Origin of the sequence: uncultured Microbacterium sp. (genome assembly GCF_947489255.1) — a bacterium.
Classification (GTDB): domain Bacteria; phylum Actinomycetota; class Actinomycetes; order Actinomycetales; family Microbacteriaceae; genus Microbacterium; species Microbacterium phycohabitans.
This window is the reverse complement of sequence record NZ_CANLCY010000002.1, coordinates 206,539-232,792: the sequence shown is the minus strand read 5'-3', so window position 1 is coordinate 232,792 and position 26,254 is coordinate 206,539. Positions and strand designations below refer to the sequence as shown.

At 70.6% G+C, this 26,254-nt stretch carries 24 protein-coding genes and 1 tRNA gene; 3 read left to right on the top strand and 22 right to left on the bottom strand.

What is annotated here, in order from left to right; all coding sequences use genetic code 11:
• Positions 1-115 precede the first annotated feature (115 nt).
• The 5 genes from Q0818_RS05020 to Q0818_RS05000 form a co-directional block, all read right to left on the bottom strand.
• A complete protein-coding gene (locus Q0818_RS05020) occupies positions 116-535 on the bottom strand; it encodes a hypothetical protein (protein WP_298872224.1) in 420 nt (139 codons plus the stop codon).
• Between the two features lie 88 nt (positions 536-623).
• Positions 624-833, bottom strand: coding sequence for a hypothetical protein (locus tag Q0818_RS05015; protein ID WP_298872222.1), 210 nt, complete (start codon positions 831-833; stop codon positions 624-626).
• Positions 834-920: 87 nt separating this feature from the next.
• Positions 921-992, bottom strand: a tRNA-Gln gene (locus tag Q0818_RS05010).
• Between the two features lie 209 nt (positions 993-1,201).
• Positions 1,202-2,710, bottom strand: coding sequence for a glutamate--tRNA ligase (gltX, locus tag Q0818_RS05005; protein WP_298872220.1), 1,509 nt, complete (start codon positions 2,708-2,710; stop codon positions 1,202-1,204).
• Between the two features lie 10 nt (positions 2,711-2,720).
• Positions 2,721-3,683 carry a LysR family transcriptional regulator gene (locus tag Q0818_RS05000; protein ID WP_298872217.1) on the bottom strand — a complete coding sequence of 321 codons (963 nt, stop codon included), beginning with the start codon at positions 3,681-3,683 and terminating at the stop codon, positions 2,721-2,723.
• Positions 3,684-3,764: 81 nt separating this feature from the next.
• Here Q0818_RS05000 and Q0818_RS04995 point away from each other — a divergent pair, with 81 nt between their 5' ends.
• Positions 3,765-4,853: an aminotransferase class V-fold PLP-dependent enzyme gene (locus Q0818_RS04995; RefSeq protein WP_298872213.1), complete on the top strand. Its 1,089-nt coding sequence runs from the start codon at positions 3,765-3,767 to the stop codon at positions 4,851-4,853.
• Positions 4,854-4,927: 74 nt separating this feature from the next.
• Here Q0818_RS04995 and Q0818_RS04990 read toward each other — a convergent pair whose 3' ends face one another.
• From Q0818_RS04990 to Q0818_RS04970, 5 genes are all read right to left on the bottom strand, one after another.
• On the bottom strand, positions 4,928-6,184 hold the full coding sequence (locus tag Q0818_RS04990; protein ID WP_298872210.1) for an MFS transporter: 1,257 nt from the start codon (positions 6,182-6,184) through the stop codon (positions 4,928-4,930).
• Positions 6,177-6,944: a fumarylacetoacetate hydrolase family protein gene (locus Q0818_RS04985; protein ID WP_298872208.1), complete on the bottom strand. Its 768-nt coding sequence runs from the start codon at positions 6,942-6,944 to the stop codon at positions 6,177-6,179. The genes Q0818_RS04990 and Q0818_RS04985 overlap by 8 nt, the downstream gene beginning before the upstream one ends.
• 183 nt (positions 6,945-7,127) lie before the next feature.
• Positions 7,128-8,234, bottom strand: a complete 1,107-nt coding sequence (locus Q0818_RS04980; protein WP_298872205.1) for a branched-chain amino acid aminotransferase — start codon at positions 8,232-8,234, stop codon at positions 7,128-7,130.
• Positions 8,235-8,288: 54 nt separating this feature from the next.
• Positions 8,289-9,338, bottom strand: a complete 1,050-nt coding sequence (locus Q0818_RS04975; RefSeq protein WP_298872201.1) for a 3-isopropylmalate dehydrogenase — start codon at positions 9,336-9,338, stop codon at positions 8,289-8,291.
• A 25-nt stretch (positions 9,339-9,363) separates the two neighbouring features.
• Positions 9,364-10,902 carry an MFS transporter gene (locus Q0818_RS04970; protein ID WP_298872198.1) on the bottom strand — a complete coding sequence of 513 codons (1,539 nt, stop codon included), beginning with the start codon at positions 10,900-10,902 and terminating at the stop codon, positions 9,364-9,366.
• A gap of 79 nt (positions 10,903-10,981) precedes the next feature.
• Here Q0818_RS04970 and Q0818_RS04965 point away from each other — a divergent pair, with 79 nt between their 5' ends.
• Positions 10,982-11,524 (top strand): TetR/AcrR family transcriptional regulator, encoded by a 543-nt coding sequence (locus Q0818_RS04965; protein ID WP_298872195.1) that lies wholly within the window; start codon positions 10,982-10,984, stop codon positions 11,522-11,524.
• 511 nt (positions 11,525-12,035) lie between these two features.
• Here Q0818_RS04965 and serA read toward each other — a convergent pair.
• The 9 genes from serA to otsA form a co-directional block, all read right to left on the bottom strand.
• Complete coding sequence (gene serA / locus Q0818_RS04960; RefSeq protein ID WP_298872192.1) at positions 12,036-13,640, bottom strand: phosphoglycerate dehydrogenase; 1,605 nt, start codon at positions 13,638-13,640, stop codon at positions 12,036-12,038.
• Positions 13,641-14,073: 433 nt separating this feature from the next.
• The gene (locus Q0818_RS04955; protein WP_298872190.1) at positions 14,074-14,412 is read right to left on the bottom strand and encodes a bacitracin resistance protein; all 339 of its coding nucleotides are present in this window, start codon (positions 14,410-14,412) and stop codon (positions 14,074-14,076) included.
• Positions 14,409-14,999 (bottom strand): DNA polymerase III subunit gamma/tau, encoded by a 591-nt coding sequence (locus Q0818_RS04950; RefSeq protein WP_298872187.1) that lies wholly within the window; start codon positions 14,997-14,999, stop codon positions 14,409-14,411. The genes Q0818_RS04955 and Q0818_RS04950 overlap by 4 nt, the downstream gene beginning before the upstream one ends.
• Before the next feature lie 132 nt (positions 15,000-15,131).
• Complete coding sequence (gene ilvC / locus Q0818_RS04945) at positions 15,132-16,157, bottom strand: ketol-acid reductoisomerase (RefSeq protein WP_298872185.1); 1,026 nt, start codon at positions 16,155-16,157, stop codon at positions 15,132-15,134.
• Positions 16,158-16,365: 208 nt separating this feature from the next.
• The gene (gene ilvN / locus Q0818_RS04940; protein WP_298872183.1) at positions 16,366-16,875 is read right to left on the bottom strand and encodes an acetolactate synthase small subunit; all 510 of its coding nucleotides are present in this window, start codon (positions 16,873-16,875) and stop codon (positions 16,366-16,368) included.
• Position 16,876: 1 nt separating this feature from the next.
• Positions 16,877-18,685, bottom strand: a complete 1,809-nt coding sequence (locus Q0818_RS04935; protein ID WP_298872180.1) for an acetolactate synthase large subunit — start codon at positions 18,683-18,685, stop codon at positions 16,877-16,879.
• A gap of 43 nt (positions 18,686-18,728) precedes the next feature.
• On the bottom strand, positions 18,729-20,447 hold the full coding sequence (gene ilvD, locus Q0818_RS04930) for a dihydroxy-acid dehydratase (protein ID WP_298872177.1): 1,719 nt from the start codon (positions 20,445-20,447) through the stop codon (positions 18,729-18,731).
• A gap of 252 nt (positions 20,448-20,699) precedes the next feature.
• Positions 20,700-21,479: a trehalose-phosphatase gene (gene otsB / locus Q0818_RS04925; RefSeq protein ID WP_298872173.1), complete on the bottom strand. Its 780-nt coding sequence runs from the start codon at positions 21,477-21,479 to the stop codon at positions 20,700-20,702.
• Between the two features lie 46 nt (positions 21,480-21,525).
• Positions 21,526-23,013: an alpha,alpha-trehalose-phosphate synthase (UDP-forming) gene (otsA, locus tag Q0818_RS04920; RefSeq protein WP_298872170.1), complete on the bottom strand. Its 1,488-nt coding sequence runs from the start codon at positions 23,011-23,013 to the stop codon at positions 21,526-21,528.
• Between the two features lie 215 nt (positions 23,014-23,228).
• Here otsA and Q0818_RS04915 point away from each other — a divergent pair, with 215 nt between their 5' ends.
• Entirely contained in the window at positions 23,229-23,483 is a 255-nt protein-coding gene (locus tag Q0818_RS04915) for a hypothetical protein (protein ID WP_298872167.1), read from the top strand.
• A gap of 60 nt (positions 23,484-23,543) precedes the next feature.
• Here the strand turns inward: Q0818_RS04915 and Q0818_RS04910 are convergent, their stop codons facing one another.
• From Q0818_RS04910 to Q0818_RS04900, 3 genes are read right to left on the bottom strand one after another with little or no spacing between them, the layout of a single operon-like run.
• Positions 23,544-24,731 carry an acetyl-CoA C-acetyltransferase gene (locus Q0818_RS04910; RefSeq protein ID WP_298872164.1) on the bottom strand — a complete coding sequence of 396 codons (1,188 nt, stop codon included), beginning with the start codon at positions 24,729-24,731 and terminating at the stop codon, positions 23,544-23,546.
• Entirely contained in the window at positions 24,728-25,393 is a 666-nt protein-coding gene (locus Q0818_RS04905) for a CoA transferase subunit B (protein WP_298872162.1), read from the bottom strand. Before Q0818_RS04905 ends, Q0818_RS04910 begins: the two co-directional genes overlap by 4 nt.
• A 1-nt stretch (position 25,394) precedes the next feature.
• Positions 25,395-26,234, bottom strand: a complete 840-nt coding sequence (locus Q0818_RS04900; protein WP_298872159.1) for a CoA transferase subunit A — start codon at positions 26,232-26,234, stop codon at positions 25,395-25,397.
• Between the last annotated feature and the right edge of the window lie 20 nt (positions 26,235-26,254).

Below are 26,254 nucleotides of genomic sequence, written 5' to 3'. Positions count from 1 at the left end.
CGCGCGCCGTTCCTCACCGATCGGCTGGGCAGGACAGCATCTCGGGATGCCGCCCGCCAGGGCAGCCGGGGGTGACGGCGGTCAGCGAGCGTCGGCGGGCGGGGAGCGCCGGGGATCAGGGCGCGACGACGGAGATCGTGAAGTCGACCTGCTGCCCGTCGGGGCCGGTGGTCGTCGCCGCCGTCGTCCCGAGCGCGCGGGCGATGAAACCGGGCCGGAACACCGCCCCCTCCGACGGACCTCCCGCCGAGAACTCCGCGACGGTCACGTCCGCCGTCGAGCCGGTCCACTCCGCCTCGGTCCCGTCGGGCACGGCGAGGACCACCGCGCTCCCGATGGCCACGCTCACGTCGGTCCCCGCGAGGTCCGCCGGCACGACGATCGCCGGCGGGAGCGCTTGCCCCTCGGACGACGGCGTCGGGGAGGGTGCGGCGGCACTGCCGATCGGCGTGACGGGGTCGGATCCCGCCGGCGTGCACCCCGCGACCATCAACGGCAACACGATCGCAGCGACGGCGACGGCGGAACGCTTCACGGTGACCTTCTTCCGCGGGGTGGATGCCGATGGCATCCCTCGATCGGATGGTAGCGACGGCGCGCGCGCGATCGTCGTCGTCGCGCGGTCAGTCCCGCGCGCTCGGGTCGTCGGTGGGAACGACCGGGACCTCGATCGAAGCCACCGGCGCGTCGAGGAGACCGAGAAGGCCCGCGGGCGAGGTTTCGAGGCCCTCCTCGTCGGGCAGCACCTCGGCGCGCGAGCGCGGACGCACCGGCTCACCGGGAAGCCCGGCCCACTCGCTCGGTTCTTCGGGTCGCTGTACGAAGAGTCCCATGCGCCCAGTGTGCCGCGTCGGCGTAAGGACGGGCTGGGAAAGCGAAAGCCCCGGTGATCTTCGCGATCACCGGGGCTTTTCTCAAAGCTGGGGTACCTGGACTCGAACCAAGAACAACGGAACCAGAAACCGCCGTGTTGCCAATTACACCATACCCCAAGGCGCTGAGCCGTAACTCGTGCCGAGGATCAAGCTTACGTGACGCGGGCTCCAGCGCCAAACCGGCGCCCCTCGACGCGCGTCCCGGGCGTTTCCCACGCCTGCCGCCCCCGCGTCGGGACGCCCCGATTCCCCGCAGAAACACGCGATCCTCGCATCCTCCGGCGAGAGGAGTGCGAGGATCGTCGCGATCTGCGAAGACGGGGCGCTCAGCCCAGGTGCTGCACCAGCGCCTCGAGGCGGCGCAGCGTCTCGGCCTTGCCGAGCAGCTCCATCGACTCGAACAGCGGCGGCGACACGCGCCGGCCCGTCAGGGCGACGCGCGGCGGACCGTAGGCCACGCGGGGCTTGAGACCGAGCTCCTCCACGAGCGCCGTCGACAGGGCCGCCTGCACACCAGCGGTGGTGAAGTCGTCGACGCCCTCGAGGGCGCGGACGGATGCCGTGAGCACCTCGGCCGCATTGGCGGGAAGCCCCTTCAGGGCGTCCTCGGCGTAGGTCACGTCGGAGACGAAGAGAAAGCCGAGCATCCCCGGCACCTCGCCGAGGAGCTGCACGCGCTCCTGCACGAGAGGCGCGGCCTCGGCGATGATCGCCCGGTGCTCCGGCGACGGATCCTCGGCGATCAGCCCCGCGCCCGCGAGGTACGGGACGATCCGGGCGGCGAAGTCATCGGCATCCAGCATCCGGATGTGGTCGCCGTTGATCGCCTCGGCCTTCTTCTGGTCGAAGCGCGCGGGGTTCGGGTTGACGTCGGCGATGTCGAACGCGGCGATCATCTCCTCCAGCGAGAACACGTCGCGGTCGCTCGCGAGCGACCAGCCCAGCAGCGAGAGGTAGTTGAGCAGGCCCTCGTGGATGAACCCCTTCTCGCGCTGCAGGAACAGGTCGGCCTGCGGGTCGCGCTTCGAGAGCTTCTTGTTGCCCGTCTCGCCCAGCACCAGCGGCATGTGACCGAAGCGCGGGATGAACGTCGTGACCCCGGCATCCACCAGGGCCGAGTACAGCGCCAGCTGACGGGCCGTGGAGGGCATGAGGTCTTCGCCGCGGATGACGTGGGTGATGCCCATGAGCGCGTCGTCGACCGGGTTCACGAAGGGGTAGAGCGGCACTCCCCCGGCGCGCACGAGCACGAAGTCGGGGAAGGATCCTGCCGGGAAGGTCACCTCGCCGCGGATGAGGTCGACGTAGCTGAGGTCGTGATCGGGAACGCGCAGACGCCACGCGGGCTGACGCCCTTCGGCGCGGAACGCCGCCTTCTGCTCGTCGGTGAGGTCGCGGTCGAAGTTGTCGTAGCCGAGCTGCTTGGCGCGGCCGTTCGCCTCGTTGCGGGCGTCGATCTCCTCCGCCGTCGAGTAGCTCTCGTACACGGCGCCGGCGGCGATGAGCTTGTCGAGCACCTCGCGGTAGATCTCGTGGCGCTGGGACTGGCGGTAGGGGGCGTGCGGACCGCCGACCTCGACCCCCTCGTCCCAGTCGATGTTCATCCACCGCAGTGCCTCGAGGAGCTGCTGGTAGCTCTCCTCGCTGTCGCGCGCGGCGTCGGTGTCTTCGATGCGGAAGACGAGCGTGCCGCCGTTGTGCCGGGCGTACGCCCAGTTGAACAGGACCGTGCGGATGAGACCGACGTGCGGCAACCCCGTCGGTGAGGGGCAGAACCGAACGCGAACGTCGGCGCCGGTGGCGGTCGTGGTGCGGGGATCGGGCGTGGCAGACATCCCCTCGATCCTACCGGCGGGCGCCGCCGGTCCCCGAGGTGCGTCGATGCTCGGCCACCACCTCGGCGACGACCTCGAGGGCCGCACCCACCGCGGGCACGCTCTCGGCTCCTCGGGCGGTGACGACGTGGAGGGTGCGTGCCTCCTCCCCGGGAAGGCGCGGCACCGCGATACCGGCGAGCAGGGGGAGGGATGCCACGGCCATGCGCGGCAGGATGGCCATGCCGACGCCGAGCGCGACGAGGTTCTCGACGGCGATGTAGTTGTCGGTCTCGAACGCGATGTCGGGCGTGAACCCCGCGCGCCCGCAGGCCTCGAGCAGATGGCCGCGGCACTGGGGGCAGCCGGCGATCCACCGCTCCCCCGCCAGCTTCGACAGGTCGATCGGGTCGTCGGAGGCGGCGGAATGCTCCGCGGGGACGACCACGACGGTGTCGTCGTCGCCCAGGCGGCGGACCGACAGGCCGGCGGCGGCCTGCGTGAGCTGCTCGCGGCGATCACCGGGGTAGCTGTAGATCAGGGCGATGTCGGCGCGGTCCTCCCGCACCGCGGAGATGGCCTCCGGGGGTTCCGCCTCGACGAAGCTGATCGACACGCCCGGGCGGCGGGCCGTGACCGCCGCGATGACGCGCGGCACGACGGTCGACGACGCCGAGGGGAACGCCGCGATCCGCACGCGGCCGGCGCGCAGGCCGCGCAGCTCCGCGAGGTCGCCGGCTGCGGCATCCAAGGCGGTCGTGACCGTCGCGGCGTGACGCGCGAGGACCCACCCGGCCTCGGTGAGTCGCACGCCGCGACCGACGCGCTCGACGACGGGCATCCCCGCGCGTTGCTCGAGGCGGCGCAGCTGCTGGCTGACCGCGGGCTGACTGTAGCCGAGGGCCCGCGCGGCAGCGGTGATCGAGCCGGTGTCGGCGATCGCCTTGACGACGCGGAGTCCGTGGGCGTCGAGACCGTCGTCGATGTCGCTCATGACGACACATAAGCAGAATGGATGCTTCTCATGCAACACCTGCTCTAGTGCAATGACCCCGCGGAGCGCGACCCTGGTTCCATGAGCAGCCTCGCCACGCACTTCGCCGGCGGCCGCGACTACCTCGCCGCCTGCACCGTCGGACTCCCGTCCCGCGCCACGGTGCGCGCCGTCCGCGCCGACCTCGATGCCGCGGCATCCGGTCGTCCCGACGTCGTCGCGGCCTCGCAAGCGGTCGAGGAGGCCCGGGCCTCCTTCGCTCGCCTCGTGAGCACACCGGTGAGTCACGTGGCGATCGGCTCGCAGACCTCGGTGCAGGTGTCGCTGATCGCCGCATCGGTTCCCGACGGCGCGGAGGTGCTGTGCGCCGAGGGCGACTTCTCGTCGCTCGTCGCCCCCTTCGCGCACGCGGGTCGAGGCATCCGGCTGCGCACCGCTCCCCTGTCGGAGCTCGCCGCCGCCATCGCCCCCGACACCTGGCTCGTCGCGTTCTCGCTCGTGCAGTCGGCCACCGGCGAGGTGGCGGATGCCGCGGGCATCGCCGCCGCCGCGGCACGCGCGGGAGCGCGGACCCTCTGCGACCTGACCCAGGCCGCGGGGTGGCTGCCCGTCGACGCGACCATGTTCGACGCGACCGTGTGCCACGCGTACAAGTGGCTGTGCTGCCCCCGGGGCGTGTCGTTCCTCACCCTGTCCCCCGCGTTCGCGGACGAGATCCGCCCGGTGCAGGCCGGCTGGTACTCCGGCGACGACCCGTGGTCGTCGTGCTACGGCATCGGCGGCACGCTCGCCTCCGACGCACGCCGCTTCGACGTCTCGCCCGCGTGGCAGGCATTCGTCGGGGCGGCTCCCGCGCTCGCCCTGTTCGCCGACGCCGACATCACCGCGATTTACACGCACACGACGGGCCTCGCCGCACGCTTCCGCGACGGCCTCGGGCTCGCCCACCCCGAGCGTCCCTCCGCCATCGTCACGTGGCCGGATGCCACCGGCGAAGCCCTCGCGCAGCTGACCGCGCACGGCATCACCGCATCGGGCCGCGCAGGTCGGGCCCGGGTGGCCTTCCACGTCTTCAACGACGAGCGCGACGTCGACCGGGCGCTGCACGCCCTCGGTGTGCGCGGGATCGAGAACCTGTCGGCGTTCGACGGTTTGGTGTACGCGATCTGACGCGAGTTCGCCCCTGCCCGCAGCGGGCTCGAGGTGTCACGCGCCGTCGCGCGAGCGCGCCACGGCGCGACTCCTCACGCGCGGGCGGACGCGACAGGAGCTCGCCCGACGAGCGACGCGCCCAGGCAGACCAGGCCGACGGGAACGAACGCCCAGAGCGCCAGTCCGCCGTAGCCGGCGAGCCCGAGGATCAGTCCCGCCAGGATCGACCCCACCGCCGCCGAGGCCGTCATGAGCGTGTCGCTGCGACCCTGCCGGCGCGGTCGCAGCGCGAGCGGCGTCGCCTCCGTCAGCAGCGCCGAGCCGGCGACGGTCGCCGCGCTCCACCCGAGACCGAGCAGTACTAGCGCGACCAGCACACCGACCTGCGTATCGGCGAACGCGGCCGCGGCGACGAGCGCCGCCGCGAGCAGCACCTGGCCAAGCAGGATCACCGGGATGCGACCCCAGCGATCCGCGAGGATCCCGAACACCGGCGACAATCCGTACATCCCGAACACGTGCAAAGCGATCGTGACGCCGACGGCCAGGGTCACGGCATCCGGGGCGACGATGTGCGACAGGTGAACGGGCGTCATCGCCATCACCGACGCCATGGTCACGTGCGACGCGGCGACGGCGAGCATCGCGAAGCGCGCGAGCGCGGGCCGGTCCGTCTGGGGTGCCACGGGGGCGGAGGCCGCCCTCTCGCGGTCGAGACGCTGGGCCAGCAGCAGCGGGTCGGGGCGCAGGACCAGGACGTACAGTGCGAAGGCGCACGCCTGAGCGGCGAACGAGAACAGGTACGCACCGGTGAGGCGCGGCATCCCGATGCTCGCCCCGAGGAGTTCGCCGGGCGCCAGCAGGAGCGGACCGACCACCCCGCCGACCGTGGTGGCCCACACGACCGTGGCGAGGTCGCGACCGCGTCGTGCGGTGGGAGCGAGGTCGGTCGCCGCGAATCGCGATTGCAGGGTGGCGGCGTTACCGGCCCCGATCAGCGCGATACCGACGAGCAGGAGGGGGAACGCCCGTGTCGCGGCCGCGGCGATGACGACGGCGATGCCCGTCAGCGCAGCAATGTTGCCGGTGGTCAGGGCGAGGCGACGCCCGCGGCGCGCGGCGAGTCGCGCGAGCGGGATCGCGGTGAGGGCGGCCCCCAGCGTGACCGACGCCGTGGCGAAGCCCGACAGGGCTTCCTGCCCCGACAGGTCGGCCGCGAGCAGGGCGCCGAGGGAGAGGGTCGCTCCGAACGCCACGCCGGTGAGCACCTGGCCCGCCGCGAGCACACGCACCGTGCGGCGCTGTGTCGCGGCGAGATCGATGCCCGCCGGCGCGGCGGTGTCAGGCATCGCGGGCGGTGTTGCGCAGCACCCCGATGCCGTCGATCTCGACCTCGACGACGTCGCCGGCGACGAAGGACCCGATCCCGGCGGGGGTTCCGGTGAGGATGAGGTCGCCCGGGAGCAGCGTGAACACGGCCGACGCGTAGGCGACGAGGGTGGGGATGTCGTGGATCATGTCGGACACGGGACCCTGCTGGCGCACCTCCCCGTTGACGCGAGTGGTGATCGACGCGGCGGACACGTCGAGATCGGTCTCGATGACGGGCCCGACCGGGCAGAAGGTATCGAAGCCCTTGGCGCGCGACCACTGGCCGTCGGTGCGCTGGAGGTCACGGGCCGTGACGTCGTTCGCGACGGTGTAGCCGAAGATGTACTCCCCCGCCCGTTCGGCGGGCACGTTCTTCGCGATGCGCCCGATGACGACGGCGAGCTCGCCCTCGTAGTCGGTCTGGGAGCTGAGGCTCGTGGGACGCACGATGACGTCGTTCGGTCCGATCACCGAGGTGTTGGGCTTGAGGAACATGAGCGGTTCGGCCGGCGCCTCGCCGCCCATCTCCGCCGCGTGATCGTGATAGTTCTTCCCGATGCACACGACTTTCGACCGCGGGATGACGGGCGCGAGCAGCGTCACGTCGGCGAGCGGGATGCGCTCGCCGGTGGTGCCGAACCCGGCGAACATGGGGTCGCCCTCGAGCACGACGAGGTGATCGTCGTCGACGATCCCGTAGCGAAGGGCATCCTGGTGGCTGAATCGAGCGATCTTCACCGGGCCAGCCTATCCGCGGGGTCCGACACCGGCCCGGGCCGCCCGCCTCTTCGCACGCTTGAACGCGATCCGCGCCGGGAAACACGAGGGCAGCGCGTCCATGCGTGCGACCAGGCCGATATCCCCGGCGCAAACGATGGAGGGGCCCCCGGCATCCGGGAGCCCCTCCGAGGACGACGCGGGTCAGGCGTCGAGGCGGTACAGCCAGCCGTGCTTGTCTTCGGCGCGGCCGTACTGGATGTTCGTGAGCTCCTCGCGCAGCTCCAGGGCGAGCGTGCCCGAGGGCTGCTCGTCGATGAAGTCGCGTCCCTTGAGCATGCCGATCGGCGTGACCACAGCCGCGGTGCCGCACGCGAACACCTCGACGATGTCACCGGATGCCACGCCCTCGCGCCACTCGGTCAGCGAGACGTTGCGTCCCTCGACGTGGTGGCCGCGGTCGCGCGCGAGCTGCAGGAGCGAGTCGCGCGTGATGCCCTCGAGGATCGAGTCGGACTGCGGGGTGACGATGGTGCCGTCCTTGTAGACGAAAACGACGTTCATGCCGCCGAGCTCCTCGACGTTGCGGTCCTGGTCGAGGAAGACGACCTGGTCGCACTCGTTCTCGTAGGCCTCGGACTGCGGGAGCAGGCTCGCGGCGTAGTTGCCGCCGGTCTTGGCCGCACCCGTTCCGCCCTTGCCGGCACGCGAATAGTCCTCGCTGAGCCAAATCGAGACCGGCTGCACGCCGCCCTTGAAGTAGGCGCCGGCGGGGCTCGCGATCAGGTAGTACGCGACCTTGTGCGCGGGGCGGACGCCGAGGAACGCCTCCTTGGCGAACATGAACGGTCGCAGGTACAGGCTCTGGTCTTCACCCGAGGGGACCCACGCGCCGTCGACGGCGATGAGTTCGCGCAGCGACTGCAAAAAGTAGGGAACGGGCAGCTCGGGCAGGGCGAGACGGCGAGCCGAGCGCTGCAGACGCCGACCGTTCTGATCGGGGCGGAACGTGTGGACCGAGCCGTCGGCGTGCCGGTAGGCCTTGATGCCCTCGAAGATCTCCTGGCCGTAGTGCAGCACCGCGGCCGCGGGGTCGAGGGAGATGGGGCCGTAGGGTGAGACGCGCGGGCGGTGCCATCCGCCACGCACCGACCAGCAGATGTCGACCATGTGGTCGGTGAAGTTCTGCCCGAAGCCGGGGCTGGCCAGGATGGCATCGCGGTCGGCCGCGCTCTTGGCGGCGAGGTTGCGGGTGACCGCGAACTCGAGCGGGTCGAGTCCGGTGTCGGGGTCGGTGTCGATGGTCGTCATCTGTGATCCAAAACTCTTCGTGTGCCGGGGGCGATGCGGGCCGATCGGTCCAGGTTACGCCTGGACGCGAGCGGCGATGGCGTCGCCGATCTGAGCGGTGGTGCGGGCGCCGTCACGGCTCGCGATGTCGTCCTCGACCGCGCGGGTGACGCGGGCGGCTTCGTCGGTCAGCCCGAGGTGATCGAGCAGCAGGGCGACGGAGAGGATCGCGGCCGTGGGGTCGGCCTTCTGGGATCCCGCGATGTCGGGCGCCGATCCGTGCACGGGCTCGAACATCGAGGGGAAAGCGCCGTCGGGGTTGATGTTGCCCGAAGCGGCGAGGCCGATGCCACCGGTGACGGCGCCGGCCAAGTCGGTCAGGATGTCGCCGAAGAGGTTGTCGGTGACGATCACGTCGAAGCGGCCCGGGTTCGTGACCAGGAAGATGGTTGCCGCGTCGACGTGCAGGTAGTCTACGTCGACCCCCGGGAACTCGGATGCCACGGCATCCACGATCCGCTTCCACATACCCCCGGCGTGCACGAGCACGTTGGTCTTGTGCACGAGGGTGAGCTTGTGCCGACGACGCTCGGCCAGGGCGAAGGCGTAGCGCACGACGCGCTCGACGCCGTACGCCGTGTTGACCGATGTCTCGTTCGCGACCTCGTGCGGGGTGCCGCGTCGGATCGCGCCGCCGTTTCCGACATAGGGGCCCTCGGTGCCCTCGCGCACGACGACGAAGTCGATCTCGCCGGGCTCGGCCAGCGGCCCGGTCGCCCCGGGGTAGAGCTTCGACGGACGGAGGTTGACGTAGTGGTCGAGCTCGAAGCGCAGCTTGAGCAGGAGACCGCGTTCGATGTTCGCGTCCTTCAGTCGCGGATCGCCCGGCACTCCCCCGACGGCGCCCAGGAGGATCGCGTCATGCGAGGCGATGGCGGCCAGGTCGTCGTCGGTGAGGGTGTCGCCCGTCTCGAGGTAGCGGCCCGCTCCGAGCGAGAACGGCGTCTTCTCGAACGTCACTCCCGAATCGGCGGTGACCGCGTCGAGGACCTTCACGGCCTCCCCCACGACCTCGGGACCGATGCCATCACCGGGGATGACGGCCAGCTTCACGACACGCGACATCGCTCTCCTCAGAGCTCGGGGCACGTCACTTCGTCGACGTGCCGCGGGACCCTCCCAGGGTAGTGGCAGCGATCACCGCGGCCACGACGATCAGGCCCGCGCCGATCAGCGCCGTGATCACGACACCGGAGTCGAACGCGTGCGCGGCGGCGAGACGCAGGGCCTCGGCCAGCGCCGGATCGTCGAGCGTCTGCGACACGGCGACGGCTCCGGCGAGGGTCTCTCGCGCCCCCTGGGCCGCCGCCTCCGGCAGCCCGTCGGGAAGGACGAGCTCCGCACGGTAGAACGCGGCCAGGATGCCGCCCAGCACGGCCGTGCCGAGCACGGCGCCCACTTCGTAGGCTGTCTCGGACACGGCGCTCGCGGCGCCCGCCTTGGCCGACGGAGCGCTGGAGAGGATGAGTTCGTTCGACACCGTCTCGGCCGCACCGATGCCGATGCCGAGCAACCCGAACGCCACGATGAGCTGGACGAGGTCGGCGGTGGACAGCGCCACCATCACGTATGCCACGACGGAGAACGTCAGCGCGACGGGCACGACCACGCGAGGCGCCATGCGTTTGGCCACGGGCACCACCGCCAGTCCGGCGACGATCATGAGCACGAGTCCCGGCAGCAGGGCGAAGCCGGCCACCATGGGTGAGAGCCCGACCACGAGCTGGAGATGCTGGGCGACGAAGTACAGGAACCCGACGAGTCCGACGACGCTGAGGAGATTGACCAGGATCGCACCGGAGAACGTGCCCCGGCGGAACAGTGTCATATCGAGCATGGGGGTGGGAAGCGAGCGCTGGCGGCGCACGAAGAGCCACCCGAAGACGATGCCGACGACGAACAGCACGGGGGCGAGCGAGAGCGGACCGTCGACCGCGAGCTTCTTGATGCCGTAGACGATCGGCACCATCGTCGCGAGCGACAGAAGCACGCTCGCGGGGTCGAACCGGCCCGGGTGCGGGTCGCGGCTCTCGGGCACGAAGAACGGGGCCAGGATCAGCAGCGGGACGAGAACCGGCACCGCCATGAGGAAGACCGACCCCCACGAGAAGTGCTCGAGGAGGAAACCGCCCACGATCGGCCCGAGCGCGGCGCCCGCCGAGAAGCCCGACGCCCAGATCGCGATGGCGAAGCGCCGCTGATCGCGATCGCGGAAGATGCTGCGCAACAGCGACAGCGTCGAGGGCATGAGCATGGCACCGAAGACACCCATGAGCGCGCGCCCCGCGATGAGGAGCGCCGCCGTGGGAGCGAAGGCCGACAGCGCGGACACCGCGGCGAAGCCGGTGGCGCCGATGAGGAGCAGCCGCCGACGACCGAACCGGTCGCCCAGGGTCCCCATCGTGACCAGCAGACCGGCGAGCACGAGCGGATAGACGTCGATGATCCAGAGCTGCTCGATGCTCGACGGCTGCAGCGACAACGCGATCTCGGGCAGGGCGAAGCTCAGCACCGTGTTGTCGACGGAAACGAGCAGCACGGGCAGCATGAGCACCGTCAGCGCGAACCAGCCACGCCAGCCGGCGCGGGTCACGGCAATCTCCGAGGTGGGCAACGACGAGGTGAGCATGCTTCCGATCCGTTTCTTAACCGTCCAGCCGGTATAGTAACAGAGAAGCACAGCCGTCCGCCATTACGATCGAGGAGTCATGAGCCGCCCCCCACTCGCCCGCGAAGCCGTCCTCGACGCGTTCACGAAGATCCTCGTCGACGAGGGTGAACGAGCCGCGACCATGGACGCCACGGCCCGCGGCGCCGGAGTGTCGAAGGGCGGGCTGCTCTACCACTTCAACTCCAAGAGCGCCCTCGAAGCGGCCCTCGTCGAACGCCTCGAGCGCCTGGCTCAAGAAGACGTCGACGAGATCGAGAAGTCCGCAGAGGGGGTCGTCGCCGCTCACCTGCGCTCGTCGCAGAACACCGGCTCGCCCCTCGACGTCACGATCCTCGCGGTGTCCCGTCTCGCGCAGAACGGCAACGACACGGCATCCGCCTCCCTCCGCCGCGTGCGGGAGCTGTGGGAAGAGAGCCTGCGTGCGCACACTCGCGACGAGACGGCCTTGCAGATGGTGCTGCTCGTCAGTGACGGTCTCTACTTCAACGCCGTACTCGACCTGAACGCGCTCCCCGGCCCGGCTCTCGAGGGGCCCGCGCTCGACGCGCTCATCGACGCCGTGGTCGCCGCGACCACCTGACGCAACGCCTCTTGCGTACGCGGCGGTGGTCGTCGCGACGGCTCAGCGGCATCGCATCCGCCGGTACGCGACTCGCGGCGTCGTGTCCGCGGAGCCCTCGGCGACGCCCCGCACACAACCTCCGCGATTCGCACAACCCCCGCCCGAACAGGACGCCGGCGACGGAGGTCGCGCACATCGCGGAGGTTGTGCTCACCCACCCCGCGCACACAATCTCGGTGATGCGCACAACCTCAGCCCCGAACGGGACGCATCCGACTGAGTTCCTGCACATCGCGGAGGCTGCACCCACCACCCCTCGGCTGCCCCGGACACAACCTCCGCGATTCGCAGAACCTCCGTCCGAACGGGACGCCTACGACGGAGGTCGTGCACATCGCGGAGGTTGTGCTCACCCACGTTTCGGCCCGTCCGCGAGCCTCGCCCCAACCGGCCCTCGGCCGCAACGCGCCGCCGGATGCCGAAGAGGGGGCCGCCCCAGCGACCCCCTCCCCCGTCACACGTTCGGGTCTCAGCCCTCGACGATCTCGATCTGACGGAACAGATCGGCGCCGACGGCCTCGCGCATCGCGCCGAGGATCTCGTCGGGAACCGGCGAGTCGACCGTGAGCACCGAGAGTGCGCGGCCCGTGGCATCCTGAGCCGCCACCTGGAGACCGGCGATGTTGATGCCGGCTTCGCCGAGCTTCTGGCCGTAGATGGCGACGATGCCCGGGCGGTCGGCGTAGCGCATCACGATGTGGTGCTGTTCGATCGGCACCTCGATGTCGTAGCCGTTGATCGCGACGACCTTGGGCACCATCCGGGTGCCGGCGAGCGTGCCCGCGACCGTGAGCGTCGAGCCGTCGGCGAGGGTTCCGCGCAGGATCGTGATGTTGCGGTACAGCGGGCTCTCGGCCTCGACCACGAGACGGGCCTCGACCCCGCGCTGCTCGGCGAAGAGCGGCGCGTTGACGTACGAGACGCTCTCGCTCACGATGCGGCTGAAGTATCCCTTGAGCGCCGCGAGGCGGTACACGCTCACGTCGTACTGCGCGAGCTCGCCGCGCACCTCGATGTCGAGGCTCGTGAGGGCGCTGTCGGCGAGGCCGCTGAAGAACTGGCCGAGCATCTCGACGAGCGCGATACCGGGGCGCACGAACGGGTCGATCGCGCCACCGGCGACGTTCACGGCATCCGGGACGAGGTCGCCCTCGAGGGCGAGCTTGACGCTGCGGGCGACCGAGACGCCGGCCTTCTCCTGCGCCTCTTCGGTGCTGGCACCGAGGTGCGGCGTGACGACGACGTTCGGGAGGTCGAGGAGCTTGCGGGCGGGGCCACCCTCGGCGGGGGGCTCGGTCGAGAAGACGTCGAGGCCGGCGCCGGCGATCTCGCCGGTCGTCAGCGCCTCGAACAGCGCCTCTTCATCGATCAGGCCGCCGCGGGCGACATTGATGACGTACGCGCTCTTCTTCATGCGGCGCAGCTGCTCGGCGCCGATCATGCCGGTGGTCTCGGGCGTCTTCGGCATGTGGATCGTGACGAAGTCGCTCTGCTCGAGAAGCTCGTCGAGCGAGACGAGCTGCACCCCGAGCTGCTGGGCGCGGGCGGCCGTGACGTAGGGGTCGTACGCGATGACGCGCATGTCGAAGCCCTGCAGGCGGGCGGCGATGAGGGCGCCGATGCGGCCGAGGCCGATGATGCCGATCGTCTTCTCGAAGAGCTCGGTGCCGGTGAACGAGCTGCGCTTCCACAGGCCCTGCGCGAGCGAGGCGTGCGCGGCGGGGATGCGACGGGCGAGGCTGAGCACGTGTCCGACGGTCAGCTCGGCGGCCGAGATGATGTTCGAGGTGGGGGCGTTGACCACCATGACGCCGGCCGCGGTGGCCGACTTGATGTCGACGTTGTCGAGGCCGACGCCCGCGCGGGCGACCACCTTCAGCGACGGCGCCGCGGCGAGGGCCTCGGCGTCGATCTGGGTGGCCGAGCGCACGAGCACCGCGTGGGCTTCGGCCAGGGCCGAGAGCAGCGCGGGGCGGTCGGTCCCGTCGACGTTGCGCACGTCGAAGTCGGGGCCGAGCGCGTCGATCGTGGCGGGAGAGAGTTCTTCGGCGATGAGCACGACGGGCTTCGTCACGGATGCGTCCTTCGAAACGGTGCTGGGGACCGGCGCGCACCGCCGCGCACCGCCGGCGCGAACCGGGCGCACGACCCGTGCGGGCCGTGTGCCAGCCTAGCGCGGCCCGGAATGCCCACCCGACCGTGTGACGCGCGACGCCGCCCTCCGCGGCGACAGCGCCGCCCTCGGCGATCCGCCGCCACCCCGAGCGCAGCGACCGCGCCGCGAGACGGCATCCCTCAGACCGCCAGGCGTCAGCCGGCAAGCGGGAGGTCCGCCGGCGAGCGGGAGGTCAGCCGGCAAGCGGGAGGTCCGCCGGCAAGCGGGAGGTCAGCCGGCAAGCGGGAGGTCCGCCGGCAAGCGGGACGTCGACCCCGCGCCGTCTCGCGGCGCACCCGGCGCACACCAGCCCGCGCTGGACGAATCAACGGATGCCGGGAACCCCGGCACCTCAGCCCCCGTACAGCCCGTACGACGTCGCTCCGTAACCGACGATCGCGAGCCAGAACGCCGCCGAGAGGGTGAGGCCCGCGAGCATCGCCAGAGCGAACTCCCCCGCGGCCCGACGCGCGCCGATCCCGAAGGCGACGGCGAACGCGATGAGGGGGAAGACGATCGGCAGGATGTAGACGACCCACCCGAGGGCGTTGAGGCCGAGAGGACCGGTGGCCTGCGTGATCAGCAGCGCGACCGAGCTCCATACGACGTAGGCGTAGAACAGTCCGAAGAGGCCGGCGATGGTGACCACCAGCCAGGTCGGCAGGACGCGTGTGCGGGTGGCGGTGCTCATGCGAGGGCTCCCACCGACAGGAACGGCCAGGGAACGAGGAGCACGATCCCCACGATGAGAAGCAGGAACCGCTGCCACGTGCGCCACGAGCGGGTGAGCACGAGGACCGCGACGAACCACACGAGCGGCGCGAGCACGGCTCCCGCGGTGAGGGCGATCACCGTGACGTCGGGGATCGGCAGACCGAGTTCGCGCAATCGCAGACCCGCGAAGAGCCAGCCGAGGGCGAAGAGCAGGAACGTCGCCGCGACCATGCCGATGCCGACGAGACCCACGTTGCCCAGCGGCGCCGAGGAATCGGCATCCGTGTCGTCGTCAGCGGCGACGGCGTCGTCCTGCACCGTCGGAGGCGCGACCTGCGGGCGTCGCGACGTCGCGGTCTCGGCCGGCTGCAGAGGCTCGGGCTCGGGAGTCGGTTGCAGCGGCTCGGGCTCGCCCGACGCGCGCTGCGCCCCACCCTGCTCCCGCGGCTCGAGACCGACGCGATCGTGCGGGACCGCCTCGGGCACGCGCTTGTCGCCGACGTCGAGCGTCGGGTCGTCGTCACCGCCCCACGAGAGGGCGTCGTCATCGCGCGGAGTGCTCACGGCTCCACGGTAGCGGGGCTCCCCCGCGACCGGGCCGCGCCCCGCCGATCACGGACGCTGACGGCCTCCGGACCCGGGGAACGGCGAACGCCCCGTGGCCGGAGCCACGGGGCGTTCGAGACGATCGACGGATCAGCGCGCGGCCGAGCCCTCGACGTAGTCGGAGTCCTGCTGCTTCCACGCGAACAGACCGCGCAGCTCCTTGCCGGTGGCCTCGATCGGGTGACCCTGCTCCTTCTCGCGCAGCGCGAGGAACTCGGGGGCGCCGTTGTCCTGGTCGGCGATGAAGCGCTCGGCGAACGCGCCCGACTGGATGTCGGAGAGGACGGCCTTCATGCTGTCCTTGACGTCGGACGAGATGACGCGGGGGCCCGAGACGTAGTCGCCGTACTCGGCGGTGTCGGAGATCGACCAGCGCTGCTTGGCGATGCCGCCCTCCCACATGAGGTCGACGATGAGCTTGAGCTCGTGCAGCACCTCGAAGTACGCGATCTGCGGCTGGTAGCCCGCCTCGACGAGGGTCTCGAAGCCGGCCTGCACGAGGTGGCTCATGCCACCGCACAGCACGGCCTGCTCGCCGAACAGGTCGGTCTCGGTCTCTTCGGTGAAGGTCGTCTTGATGACGCCGGCGCGGGTGCCGCCGATGGCCTTCGCGTACGACAGAGCGGTGTCCCAGGCCGAACCCGAGGCGTCGCGCTCGACGGCGATGATGTCGGGGATGCCGCGGCCCGCGACGTACTCGCGACGCACGGTGTGGCCGGGAGCCTTGGGGGCGACGAGGATGACATCGACACCCTCGGGGGCGTCGATGTAGCCGAAGCGGATGTTGAAGCCGTGCGCGAAGGCCAGCGTCTTGCCCGCGGTCAGCTTGTCCTTGATCGAGTCGGCGAAGATCGAGCGCTGGTGCTGATCGGGCGCGAGGATCATGATGAGGTCGGCCCACTCCGCGGCATCCGCCACGTTCTTGACCTCGAAGCCGTCTTCCTGCGCCTTGGCGGCCGACTTGGAGCCGTCCTTGAGCGCGATGACGACCTCGACGCCCGAGTCGCGCAGGTTCTGCGCGTGGGCGTGGCCCTGCGAGCCGTAGCCGACGATGGCGACCTTCTTGCCCTGGATGATCGAGAGGTCGGCGTCGTCGTCGTAGAAGATCTCTGCCATGGGGATGTTCTCCTTGGATTCAGGTCCCTGAGCGAGTCGAAGGGACCGGGGGTTGTGGGACGTACGAGATTCGGGGAGTCGGGCCCTTCGACAGGCTCAGGGACCGACGTGATTCGGGGAGTCGGGCCCTTCGACAGGCTCAGGGACCGACGTGATTCGGGGAGTCGAGCCCTTCGACAGGCTCAGGGACCGACGGGGGCCGACGGGGTCAGCCGCGAAGGACGCGCTCGGTGATGCTCTTGCCGCCGCGGCCGACGGCGAGGAGCCCGGACTGCGCGAGCTCCTTCACGCCGAACGGTTCGATCGCCTTGAGGAAGGCGCTCACCTTGCCCGAGTCGCCGGTGATCTCGATGACCATGGCGTCGGGCGCGTAGTCGACCACCGACGCGCGGAAGAGGTTGACGACCTCGAGCACGTTGGAGCGGCTGGCGTTGTCGGCGCGCACCTTCACGAGCACGTGTTCGCGCTGGACGGATGCCGCGGGGTCGAGCTCGACGATCTTGATGACGTTGATCAGCTTGTTGAGCTGCTTGGTCACCTGCTCGAGCGGGAGGCCTTCGACGTCGACGACGACCGTGATGCGCGAGAGCCCCGGCACCTCGGTGACGCCCACGGCGAGCGACTCGATGTTGAAGCCGCGGCGGGCGAAGAGACCGGCGACGCGGGTCAGCAGACCCGGCTTGTCCTCGACGAGGAGGCTCAGAACGTGACGAGACATCTCAGTCTTCCTGCTCGGCGAAGGCGGGCGAGTGATCGCGCGCGTACTGGACGTAGCTGTTGCTGACGCCCTGCGGGACCATCGGCCACACCATCGCGTCGGCGCTCACGACGAAGTCGATCACGACCGGGCGGTCGTTCGTGTCCAACGCTAGCTGGATGGCGGCGTCGATCTCGTCTTCCTTCTCGACGCGGATCGCGAGGCAGCCGTAGGCCTCGGCGAGCTTGACGAAGTCGGGGATGCGACGCGTGCCGTGACCGGTGTTCAGGTCGGTGTTGGAGTGGCGTCCGTCGAAGAACAGCGTCTGCCACTGGCGCACCATGCCGAGCGAGGAGTTGTTGATGATCGCGACCTTGATCGGGATGTCGTTGATGACGCAGGTCGCGAGCTCCTGGTTGGTCATCTGGAAGCAGCCGTCGCCGTCGATCGCCCACACGGCGCGCTCGGGCTGGGCGACCTTCGCGCCCATGGCCGCGGGCACGGCGTAGCCCATCGTGCCGGCGCCACCGGAGTTGAGCCAGGCGTTGGGGCGCTCGTACTTGATGAACTGCGCCGCCCACATCTGGTGCTGGCCGACACCCGAGGCGAAGACGCCCTCGGGACCGGTCATCTCGCCGATGCGCTGGATGACGTACTGCGGCGAGAGCAGACCGTCGGTGGTGGGCGTGTAGCCGAGCGGGAACTCCTCGCGGAGGCCGTTCAAGTAGGTCCACCACTCGGTGTAGTCGTGCGGGTGCTCGGCGTCGGCGGCGCGGAAGGCGGCATCCAGGTCGACGAGCACCTCTTTGAGGTCGCCCACGATCGGCACGTCGGCGGTGCGGATCTTGGAGATCTCGGCCGGGTCGATGTCGACGTGCACCACCTGGGCGTTCGGCGCGAAGAGCGCCGCCTTGCCGGTGACGCGATCGTCGAAGCGGGCGCCGAGCGAGACGATGAGGTCGCTCTCCTGCAGCGCCAGCACCGCGGGCACGGTGCCGTGCATGCCCGGCATGCCCAGGTGCTGCTCGTGCGAGTCGGGGAACGCGCCGCGCGCCATCAGCGTCGTGACGAGCGGCGCACCGGTCGCCTCGGCGAGGGCCTTGAGCTCGGCCGACGCCCGGGCGCGGATGACACCTCCACCCACGTAGAGCACGGGCTTCTGCGCGGTGGCGAGCAGCTGGGCCGCGGCCTGGATCTGCTTGCCGTGCGCCTTGGTGACCGGGCGGTAGCCGGGAAGGTCGATCTTGGGCGGCCACACGAACGGCGCCTCGTTCTGCTGGGCGTCCTTCGTGATGTCCACGAGCACCGGGCCGGGGCGACCGGTCGAGGCGATCTCGAAGGCCGCGGCGATCGCGCCGGGGATCTCCTCGGCCGACTTCACCAGGAACGAGTGCTTGGTGATCGGCATCGTGATGCCGACGATGTCGGCTTCCTGGAAGGCGTCGGTGCCCATGAGCGTCGAGAACACCTGGCCGGTGATGCACACCAGCGGCACCGAGTCCATGTAGGCGTCGGCGATCGCGGTGACGAGGTTCGTCGCGCCGGGGCCCGACGTCGCGATCGCGACGCCGACCTTGCCGGAGGCGGCGGCATAGCCCTCGGCCGCGTGGCCGGCGCCCTGCTCGTGCCGCACGAGGATGTGCCGGACGTGCTCGTCGTCCATGAGCGGGTCGTAGACGGGCATGATCGCCCCGCCCGGCAGGCCGAACACGTCGGTGACGCCGAGCAGGTCGAGGGAACGCACGACCGCCTGCGCTCCCGTCATCACGGGCGCCGGAGCGGTGCGGGCCGGCGGCCGGGGCACGGCTGCCGTGGGGGAATCGATGGACATGGGAGTACCTCGAGAACCGTAAGAAGGTGAAAGGGGACGGCCGTCAGCCCGTGACCGCGCCCTCCGCGGCGGAGTGCACGAGCTTGGAGTACTTGGCCAGAACGCCACGGGTATAGCGCGGGGGAAGCGGTTCCCAGCCGTCGCGGCGGGAACTCAGCTCGTCCGGCTCGACGATCAAGTCGAGAGTGCGAGCGGCGATATCGACCCGTATCAGATCACCATCGCGCACGAAGGCGATAGGACCTGCGTCCACCGCTTCGGGAGCTATGTGGCCGATGCACAGTCCGGTTGTGCCGCCTGAGAATCGACCGTCCGTCAAGAGTAGTACATCTTTTCCGAGGCCCGCGCCCTTGATGGCGGCGGTGATCGCCAGCATCTCGCGCATGCCGGGGCCGCCCTTGGGACCCTCGTAGCGGATGACGACGACGTCGCCGGCGGCGATCTCGCCCGCCTCGAGGGCGTCCATTGCGCCGCGCTCGCGCTCGAACACGCGGGCCGGCCCCTCGAAGACGTTGCCGTCGAAGCCGGCGGACTTCACGACGGCCCCCTCGGGAGCCATCGAGCCGTGCAGGATCGTGATGCCGCCGGTGGCGTGGATGGGGTCGTTGAACGAGTGGATGACCTTACCGTCGACGGGGTCGGGGTTCAGGTCGGCCAGGTTCTCGGCGAGCGTCTTGCCCGTGACGGTCAGCGCGTCGCCGTGCAGCAGGCCCTCGTCGAGCATCGCCTTCATGATCACGGGGATGCCGCCGTGACGGTCGACGTCGTTCATGACGTACTGGCCGAACGGCTTCATGTCGGCCACGTGCGGGGTGCGGTCGCCGATGCGGTTGAAGTCGTGCAGGTTGAGCTCGACCTCGGCCTCGTTGGCGATGGCGAGGAGGTGCAGCACGACGTTCGTCGAGCCGCCGAGGGCCATCGCGAGGGCGATGGCGTTCTCGAACGCCTCCTTGGTGAGGATGTCGCGCGTGGTGATGCCCTGGCGCAGCAGGTTGACGACCGCTTCGCCCGAACGGTGGGCGAAGTAGTCGCGGCGACGGTCGGCCGACGGCGGGGCCGCCGAACCCGGGAGGCTCAGACCCAGCGCCTCGGCGACCGAGGCCATGGTGTTGGCGGTGTACATGCCGCCGCACGCCCCCTCACCCGGGGCGATCGCGCACTCGATGCGCTTGAGGTCGGCCTCGCTCATCTTGCCCGCGAGGCACGCGCCCACGGCCTCGAACGAGTCGATGATCGTGACGTCCTTCTCGGTGCCGTCGCTGAGCTTGACCCAGCCCGGAGCGATCGAGCCGGCGTAGAGGAAGACGCTCGAGAGGTCGAGGCGGGCGGATGCCATGAGCATGCCCGGGATCGACTTGTCGCAGCCCGCCAGCAGCACGGAGCCGTCGAGGCGCTCGGCCATCATGACGGTCTCGACGCTGTCGGCGATGACCTCGCGCGAGACGAGGGAGAAGTGCATGCCCTCGTGGCCCATCGAGATGCCGTCGGAGACGGAGATGGTGCCGAACTGCAGCGGATACCCGCCACCGGCGTGGACGCCCTCCTTGGCGCCCTGCGCGAGGCGGTCGAGGCTGAGGTTGCAGGGGGTGATCTCGTTCCAGCTCGACGCGATGCCGATCTGGGGCTTGTCCCAGTCCTCGTCGCCCATGCCGACCGCGCGGAGCATTCCGCGCGACGTGGTGGCTTCGATGCCGTCGGTGACGACGCGACTGCGGGGCTTGATGTCGAACTCGCCGGTGTTCGGATTCTGCGGTGCGGGCATTCTCGAAGTCTATTGCGAGCGACACGCGCCTGCCGCCGCACGGCCGGTGAACGGGGGATTCATAGACCGACGCGGCTGCGCTCCCCCGGCTCGGGCCGTGGGCGCGGCGGCGCGTTCCTGCGTCGGGACGATCTCGCGGTGACGCTCCCCCGCCTCGAGCCGCGCGCGCCGACCCGCCCCGGGCTCAGTCGGTGTGGGCGCGCCGACCCGCCCCGGGCTCAGCCGGTGTGCGCGCGCCGACCCGCCCCGGGCTCAGCCGGTGTGGGCGCGCCGCAGCCGGGCGATCTGCTCGAGAACGGTCACGAACCCCGCGATGTCGTCGACCCGCAGAGTCGCCGCCGTCTCTCCCCCGCCGATGCGCACACCGAGGTCGCCCGCTCCGAGCGAACGCAGGGCGTCTTCGTCGGTCACGTCGTCGCCGGCGAACAGCACCGCGCTCGCCCCCAGTCGCTCGCGCAGGTGGGCGACGGCGGAGTCCTTGCCCTCGTGCCGGAACGAGAATTCGAGGATGTCGTGACCGGTGCGGCGCCGCCACGACGGGGCTTCGGCGGCCAGGATGCCGTCGGTCGCCTCCTGCGCGGCACGGGCGGTCTCGGCATCCGCCGTTCGAGTGTGCAGACCGAGGCCGAACTCCTTGGGCTCGACGCGCACGCCGGGGAGGTCGGCGACGGCGTCGCGGATCGCGGCGGTGAGCCGATCGCGCAATACGCGGTCGTCGGGGTCGTCGCCCACGTCGACCGCTCCGGCGCCCGGCTCCCACGATTCGGCGCCGTGCGAGCCCATCAGCCACCACGAAGAGGAATCGTCGTGCTCCGCGATGACCCGGAGGTCGGCGAGCGTGCGGCCCGACACGAGCGCCACGGTCGTCGACGGAATGCCGGCGAGCTCGTCGAGCACGGCGCGGGCGTCGGGCGTCATGCGCGCCGACATCGGCTCGTCGACCAACGGCGAGAGCGTGCCGTCGAAGTCGAGGGCGATCAGCAACGCCTCGGTGGTGGCCACGGCCTCGACGGCGGCGTCAGCGGCGGTCATGCGGCATCCTTCCTCTCCGTCCAGGTGAACCGGGGCGGGGTGCGGGTCATCCGGCATCCGTCTCGTCGATCGGTTCGTGCTCGGGGGCGGAGCCGTCGTCGTCACGGGTGACCTCGGCGGCGGCCGCGGCCGTGGAGGCCTTCTCGTGGAACACCGACAGCGCCTGGAGGAAGTCCTGCGACCAGTCCTCGACGTCGTGGTCGCGCACGCGTTTGCGCAGCGCCCGCATACGGCGGCCCTGTTCGGCGGCGGGCATCTCGAGGGCGCGGACGATGGCGTCCTTCATGCCGTCGATGTCGTGCGGGTTGATGAGCAGGGCGCTGCCCATCTCGTCGGCGGCACCGGCGAACTCGCTCAGCAGGAGCACTCCGCGATTGTCGATGCGGCTGGCGACGTACTCCTTGGCGACGAGGTTCATGCCGTCGCGCAGCGCAGTGACGAGCATGATGTCGGCGGCGAGGAACAGCGCCACCATCTCTTCGCGCGGGTACGACTGGTGCAGGTAGCGGATCGCGGTGTGCGTGGTGGTGTCGTGGTCGCCGTTGATGCGCCCGACGGTCATCTCGATCTCGTCGCGCAGCTGTACGTAGGCGTCGACGCGCTCACGGCTGGGGCTCGCGACCTGCACGAGCGTGGCGTCCTCGACGGTCGCACGTCCGTCCTCGAGCAGCTCGCCCCAGGCCTTGAGGCGGTGGCGGATGCCCTTGGTGTAGTCGAGACGGTCGACGCCGAGCAGGATCTTGCGCGGGTTGCCGAGGCCCTCGCGGATCTCCCTCGCGCGCTGCTGGATCTCGGGCTTCTGCGCCAGCTCGATGTAGGAGTCGGCGTCGATCGAGATCGGGAACGCCTTGGCCAGGGCGACGCGCGTCGTATCCCCTTCGGGGACCAGGATGCCGCTGGCCTTGGTCTCGTAGCGCAGCTGTCGCCGGACGGCGCGCGCGAAGTTGCCCGCGTCGGCGACGCGCTGGAAGCCGATGACGTCGGCGCCGAGAAGACCCTCGAGCACCTGCTTGCGCCACGGCAGCTGGGCGTACAGGCCGTAGGCCGGGAACGGGATGTGGTGGAAGTACCCGATCGTGAGGTCGGGACGGAGCTCCCGCAGCAGCTTCGGCACGAGCTGCAGCTGGTAGTCCTGCACCCACACGATGCCGCCCTGCGCCGCGACCTCTGCGGCGGCTTCGGCGAAGCGCTTGTTGACCTTGACGTAGGCGTCCCACCACGCGCGCTTGTAGGTGGGGGCGGCGATGACATCGTGATAGAGCGGCCAAATGGTGTCGTTGGAGAAGCCCTCGTAGTAGAGCTCGACGTCGGAGGCCGACAGGGTCACGGGAACGAGGTGCGTGCCCTCGAAGTCGAACGGCTCGAGGGTGGCGTCGGCTTGACCGGCCCACCCCACCCAGGCGCCCTCGGCGCGCCGCATGACGGGTTCGAGGGCGGTGACGAGCCCGCCGGGCGAGCGGCGCCACCCCTCGCCGTCGGGGGTGCGGTCGACGGGCAGGCGGTTGGCGACGACGACGAAATCGGCCTGGGTCACAGGTCCTCCTCGGGGATCGTCCTCAGGCTAACAGCGGGCTCCGCGCGCGCACCGGGGGTAGACGCGGAGCGCGGGGGGCAACCGCTCGATAAACGGCGTCCGTGCCGGAACACGGCGCGTGGCCGCGTGTCTCGACACGAACGGCGTTTATCGGCGGGGGTGGGGCGCGGTGTCAAGGTGCGGCGGCCGATTCCGCGGCTCGATAGGTTGGGCGCATGCGGCAGTACATCTTCGGAACCGGTCTCCTCAGCGCCATCACCGGTGGCGTCACGCTCCTGCGCGGACTCAAGAACGACGAGCCGTTCACCTGGCGTACGGCGCTGGCGTGGCTGAGCTGGGGCATCACGCTCGCCCTGGCGATCGGCGCCGTCGTCGACACGCGCCGCGCACGTCGCGGTCGCGTCATCGCGGGCGACTCCCCCGTTCAGAAGAAGCAGGCCAAGCTGCTCAAGAAGCGCCTCACGCGCTGAGCGCTCCCCTCGACGGATCACGGATGCCGCGGCCTCGGGGCCGCGGCATCCGTCTGTGCATCAGCGGGTGAGAATGAGCGCGTCGCCCTGACCGCCGCCACCGCACAGCGCGACGGCCGCCGTGCCGCCGCCGCGACGCACGAGCTCGTGGACGGCGTGCACGACCAGGCGATTGCCCGAGGCGCCGATCGGGTGACCGATCGCGATGCCCCCGCCGTGCGGGTTGACGATCTCGTCGGAGAGCCCGAGTTCGGCCTGGGACCGGGCCACGACCGCTCCGAACGCCTCGTTGATCTCGACGAGGTCGAGGTCGGAGGCCGAGAGCCCCTGCTTCTGCAGCGCCTTCTCGATCGCCCGCGCCGGTTGGGCGTGGAGGGAGTTGTCGGGTCCGGCGACCTGACCGCTCGCCCCCACGACCGCCAGCACGTCCCAGCCGTGTTCGGCGGCGACGGCGCGCGTGGTGACGACGACAGCGGAGGCCCCGTCGGAGATCTGCGAGGCGTTGCCGGCGGTGATCGAGCCGCCCTCGGCGAACGCCGGACGCAGCTTCGCGAGGGTCTCGACCGTGGTGTCGGCGCGGATGCCCTCATCGGCCGAGACGATCACGGGATCGCCCTTGCGCTGCGGGATCTCGACCGGCACGATCTCGGCCTCGAACACCCCGGCCGCCTGCGCCGCGGCGGCGCGCTGGTGCGAGCGTGCCGAGACGGCGTCCTGCGCCTCGCGCGTGACCTCGTACCGGGCGTTCGCGCGTTCGGTGGAGGCGCCCATGCTCTCGCGGTCGTAGGCGTCGGTGAGACCGTCGAACGCCATGTGGTCGAGGACCTCGACGGAGCCGTACGCGTATCCGTCGCGCGAGTTCATCAGCAGGTGGGGCGCGCGCGTCATGGACTCCATGCCGGCCGCGACGACGACGGTCGCGTCGCCGAGACGCAGCATGCGCGCGGCGTCGATGACCGCGGTCAGCCCCGAGAGGCACACCTTGTTGATCGTGGCGCTGTGCACGTCCCACCCGATGCCCGCGGAGATCGCGGCCTGGCGCGCGGCGTTCTGCCCCGCCCCGGCCTGCAGCACCTGTCCGACGAGCACCGCGTCGACGGTCTCAGCGGGGATGCTGCCGCGCTCGAGCGCCCCGCGGATGGCGGCGGCGCCGAGCTGGACGGCGGTGAGCGGCGCGAGCTGTCCCTTCAGGCGCCCCTGCGGGGTGCGGGCGGCGGCGACGATGACGACGTCGTTCTCGGTGGTCATGCGTTCTGCTCCTCGGTGAGCTTCTCGGTGAGTTCCACGGTCAGCGGGGGCTCGGTGGCATCCCGCACCTCGTCGACGCTCACCCCGGGGGCGAGCTCGACGAGCACCAATCCATCCTCCGTCACGTCGATGACGGCGAGGTCGGTGATGATGCGGTCGACGACGCCGCGACCGGTGAGCGGCAGCGAGCAGTGATCGACGATCTTGGGGGTGCCGTCTTTCGCGACGTGCTCCATCAGCACGATCACGCGGGCGGCTCCGTGGACGAGGTCCATCGCTCCGCCGGGACCCTTCACCATCTTCCCGGGGATCATCCAGTTCGCCAGATCGCCGGATGCCGACACCTGCATCGCCCCGAGGATCGCGGCGTCGATCTTGCCCCCGCGGATCATGCCGAAGCTCAGCGCCGAGTCGAAGAAGGCGGAGCCGGGGAGGGTGGTCACCGTCTCCTTGCCGGCGTTGATGAGATCGGCATCCACCGCGTCTTCGGTCGGATACGGACCCACGCCCAGGATGCCGTTCTCGGACTGCAGCACGACGGTCACCCCGTCGGGCACGTGGTTGGGCACGAGCGTGGGCAGGCCGATGCCGAGGTTGACGTAGGCACCGTCGGCGAGCTCGCGGGCGGCGCGGGCCGCCATCTCGGTGCGTGAGAGGGCCATGTCAGCTCTCCTTCGTGGTCGAGGTCGTGATCGGGATCGTGGTCGCTGAGCCCGTCGATGCGACCGGCTCCCCCGGACGCTCACGGACGGTGCGCTTCTCGATGCGCTTGGTGATGTCGGGGCCGACCTCGACGATGCGGTGCACGTACACGCCCGGGAGGTGCACGGCATCCGGGTCGATCTCCCCCGGCTCGACGAGGTGCTCGACCTGCACGATGCAGGTGCGGCCGGCCATCGCGGCGAGCGGATTGAAGCTGCGCGCGGCCTTGCGGAAGACGAGGTTGCCGTGGCGGTCGCCCTTCCACGCGTGCACGAGCGAGAAGTCGGTGGTGATCGCCTCTTCGAGGACGAACTCGCGCGGCTGCCCGTCGACGTCGAAGGTGCGCACGTCCTTCGCCGGGGAGGCGAGGGCGACCCCGCCCGCCCCGTCGTAGCGCTGGGGCAATCCGCCCTCGGCGACCTGGGTACCCACCCCGGTCTGGGTGTAGAACGCGGCGATCCCCGACCCGCCGGCACGCAGCTTCTCGGCCAGCGTCCCCTGCGGGGTGAGCTCGAGCTCCAGCTCTCCGGAGAGGAACTGCCGCTCGAACTCCTTGTTCTCGCCGACGTACGACGAGGTCATCTTGCGGATCCGACCGGCGCCGAGCAGGATGCCGAGTCCCCAGTCGTCGACGCCGCAGTTGTTCGAGACGACCGACAGATCGCGCGTCCCCTGCGCGAGCAGGGCCTCGATGAGGGCGATGGGGTTGCCGGACAGGCCGAACCCGCCGACGGCGAGCGAGGCTCCGTCGGGGATGTCGGCGACGGCCTCGGCGGGTGAGGGCCAGGTCTTGTCGATCACGCGGACTCCTTCGTAACGGC

Coding starts and splice junctions, on each gene's coding strand:
- Q0818_RS05015 (WP_298872222.1), bottom strand. CDS start 833: ATGGGACTCTTCGTACAGCGACCCGAAGAACCGAGCGAGTGGGCCGGG.
- gltX (WP_298872220.1), bottom strand. CDS start 2,710: ATGTCTGCCACGCCCGATCCCCGCACCACGACCGCCACCGGCGCCGAC.
- Q0818_RS05000 (WP_298872217.1), bottom strand. CDS start 3,683: ATGAGCGACATCGACGACGGTCTCGACGCCCACGGACTCCGCGTCGTC.
- Q0818_RS04995 (WP_298872213.1), top strand. CDS start 3,765: ATGAGCAGCCTCGCCACGCACTTCGCCGGCGGCCGCGACTACCTCGCC.
- Q0818_RS04990 (WP_298872210.1), bottom strand. CDS start 6,184: ATGCCTGACACCGCCGCGCCGGCGGGCATCGATCTCGCCGCGACACAG.
- Q0818_RS04980 (WP_298872205.1), bottom strand. CDS start 8,234: ATGACGACCATCGACACCGACCCCGACACCGGACTCGACCCGCTCGAG.
- Q0818_RS04975 (WP_298872201.1), bottom strand. CDS start 9,338: ATGTCGCGTGTCGTGAAGCTGGCCGTCATCCCCGGTGATGGCATCGGT.
- Q0818_RS04970 (WP_298872198.1), bottom strand. CDS start 10,902: ATGCTCACCTCGTCGTTGCCCACCTCGGAGATTGCCGTGACCCGCGCC.
- Q0818_RS04965 (WP_298872195.1), top strand. CDS start 10,982: ATGAGCCGCCCCCCACTCGCCCGCGAAGCCGTCCTCGACGCGTTCACG.
- Q0818_RS04955 (WP_298872190.1), bottom strand. CDS start 14,412: ATGAGCACCGCCACCCGCACACGCGTCCTGCCGACCTGGCTGGTGGTC.
- ilvC (WP_298872185.1), bottom strand. CDS start 16,157: ATGGCAGAGATCTTCTACGACGACGACGCCGACCTCTCGATCATCCAG.
- ilvN (WP_298872183.1), bottom strand. CDS start 16,875: ATGTCTCGTCACGTTCTGAGCCTCCTCGTCGAGGACAAGCCGGGTCTG.
- Q0818_RS04935 (WP_298872180.1), bottom strand. CDS start 18,685: ATGTCCATCGATTCCCCCACGGCAGCCGTGCCCCGGCCGCCGGCCCGC.
- ilvD (WP_298872177.1), bottom strand. CDS start 20,447: ATGCCCGCACCGCAGAATCCGAACACCGGCGAGTTCGACATCAAGCCC.
- otsB (WP_298872173.1), bottom strand. CDS start 21,479: ATGACCGCCGCTGACGCCGCCGTCGAGGCCGTGGCCACCACCGAGGCG.
- Q0818_RS04915 (WP_298872167.1), top strand. CDS start 23,229: ATGCGGCAGTACATCTTCGGAACCGGTCTCCTCAGCGCCATCACCGGT.
- Q0818_RS04910 (WP_298872164.1), bottom strand. CDS start 24,731: ATGACCACCGAGAACGACGTCGTCATCGTCGCCGCCGCCCGCACCCCG.
- Q0818_RS04905 (WP_298872162.1), bottom strand. CDS start 25,393: ATGGCCCTCTCACGCACCGAGATGGCGGCCCGCGCCGCCCGCGAGCTC.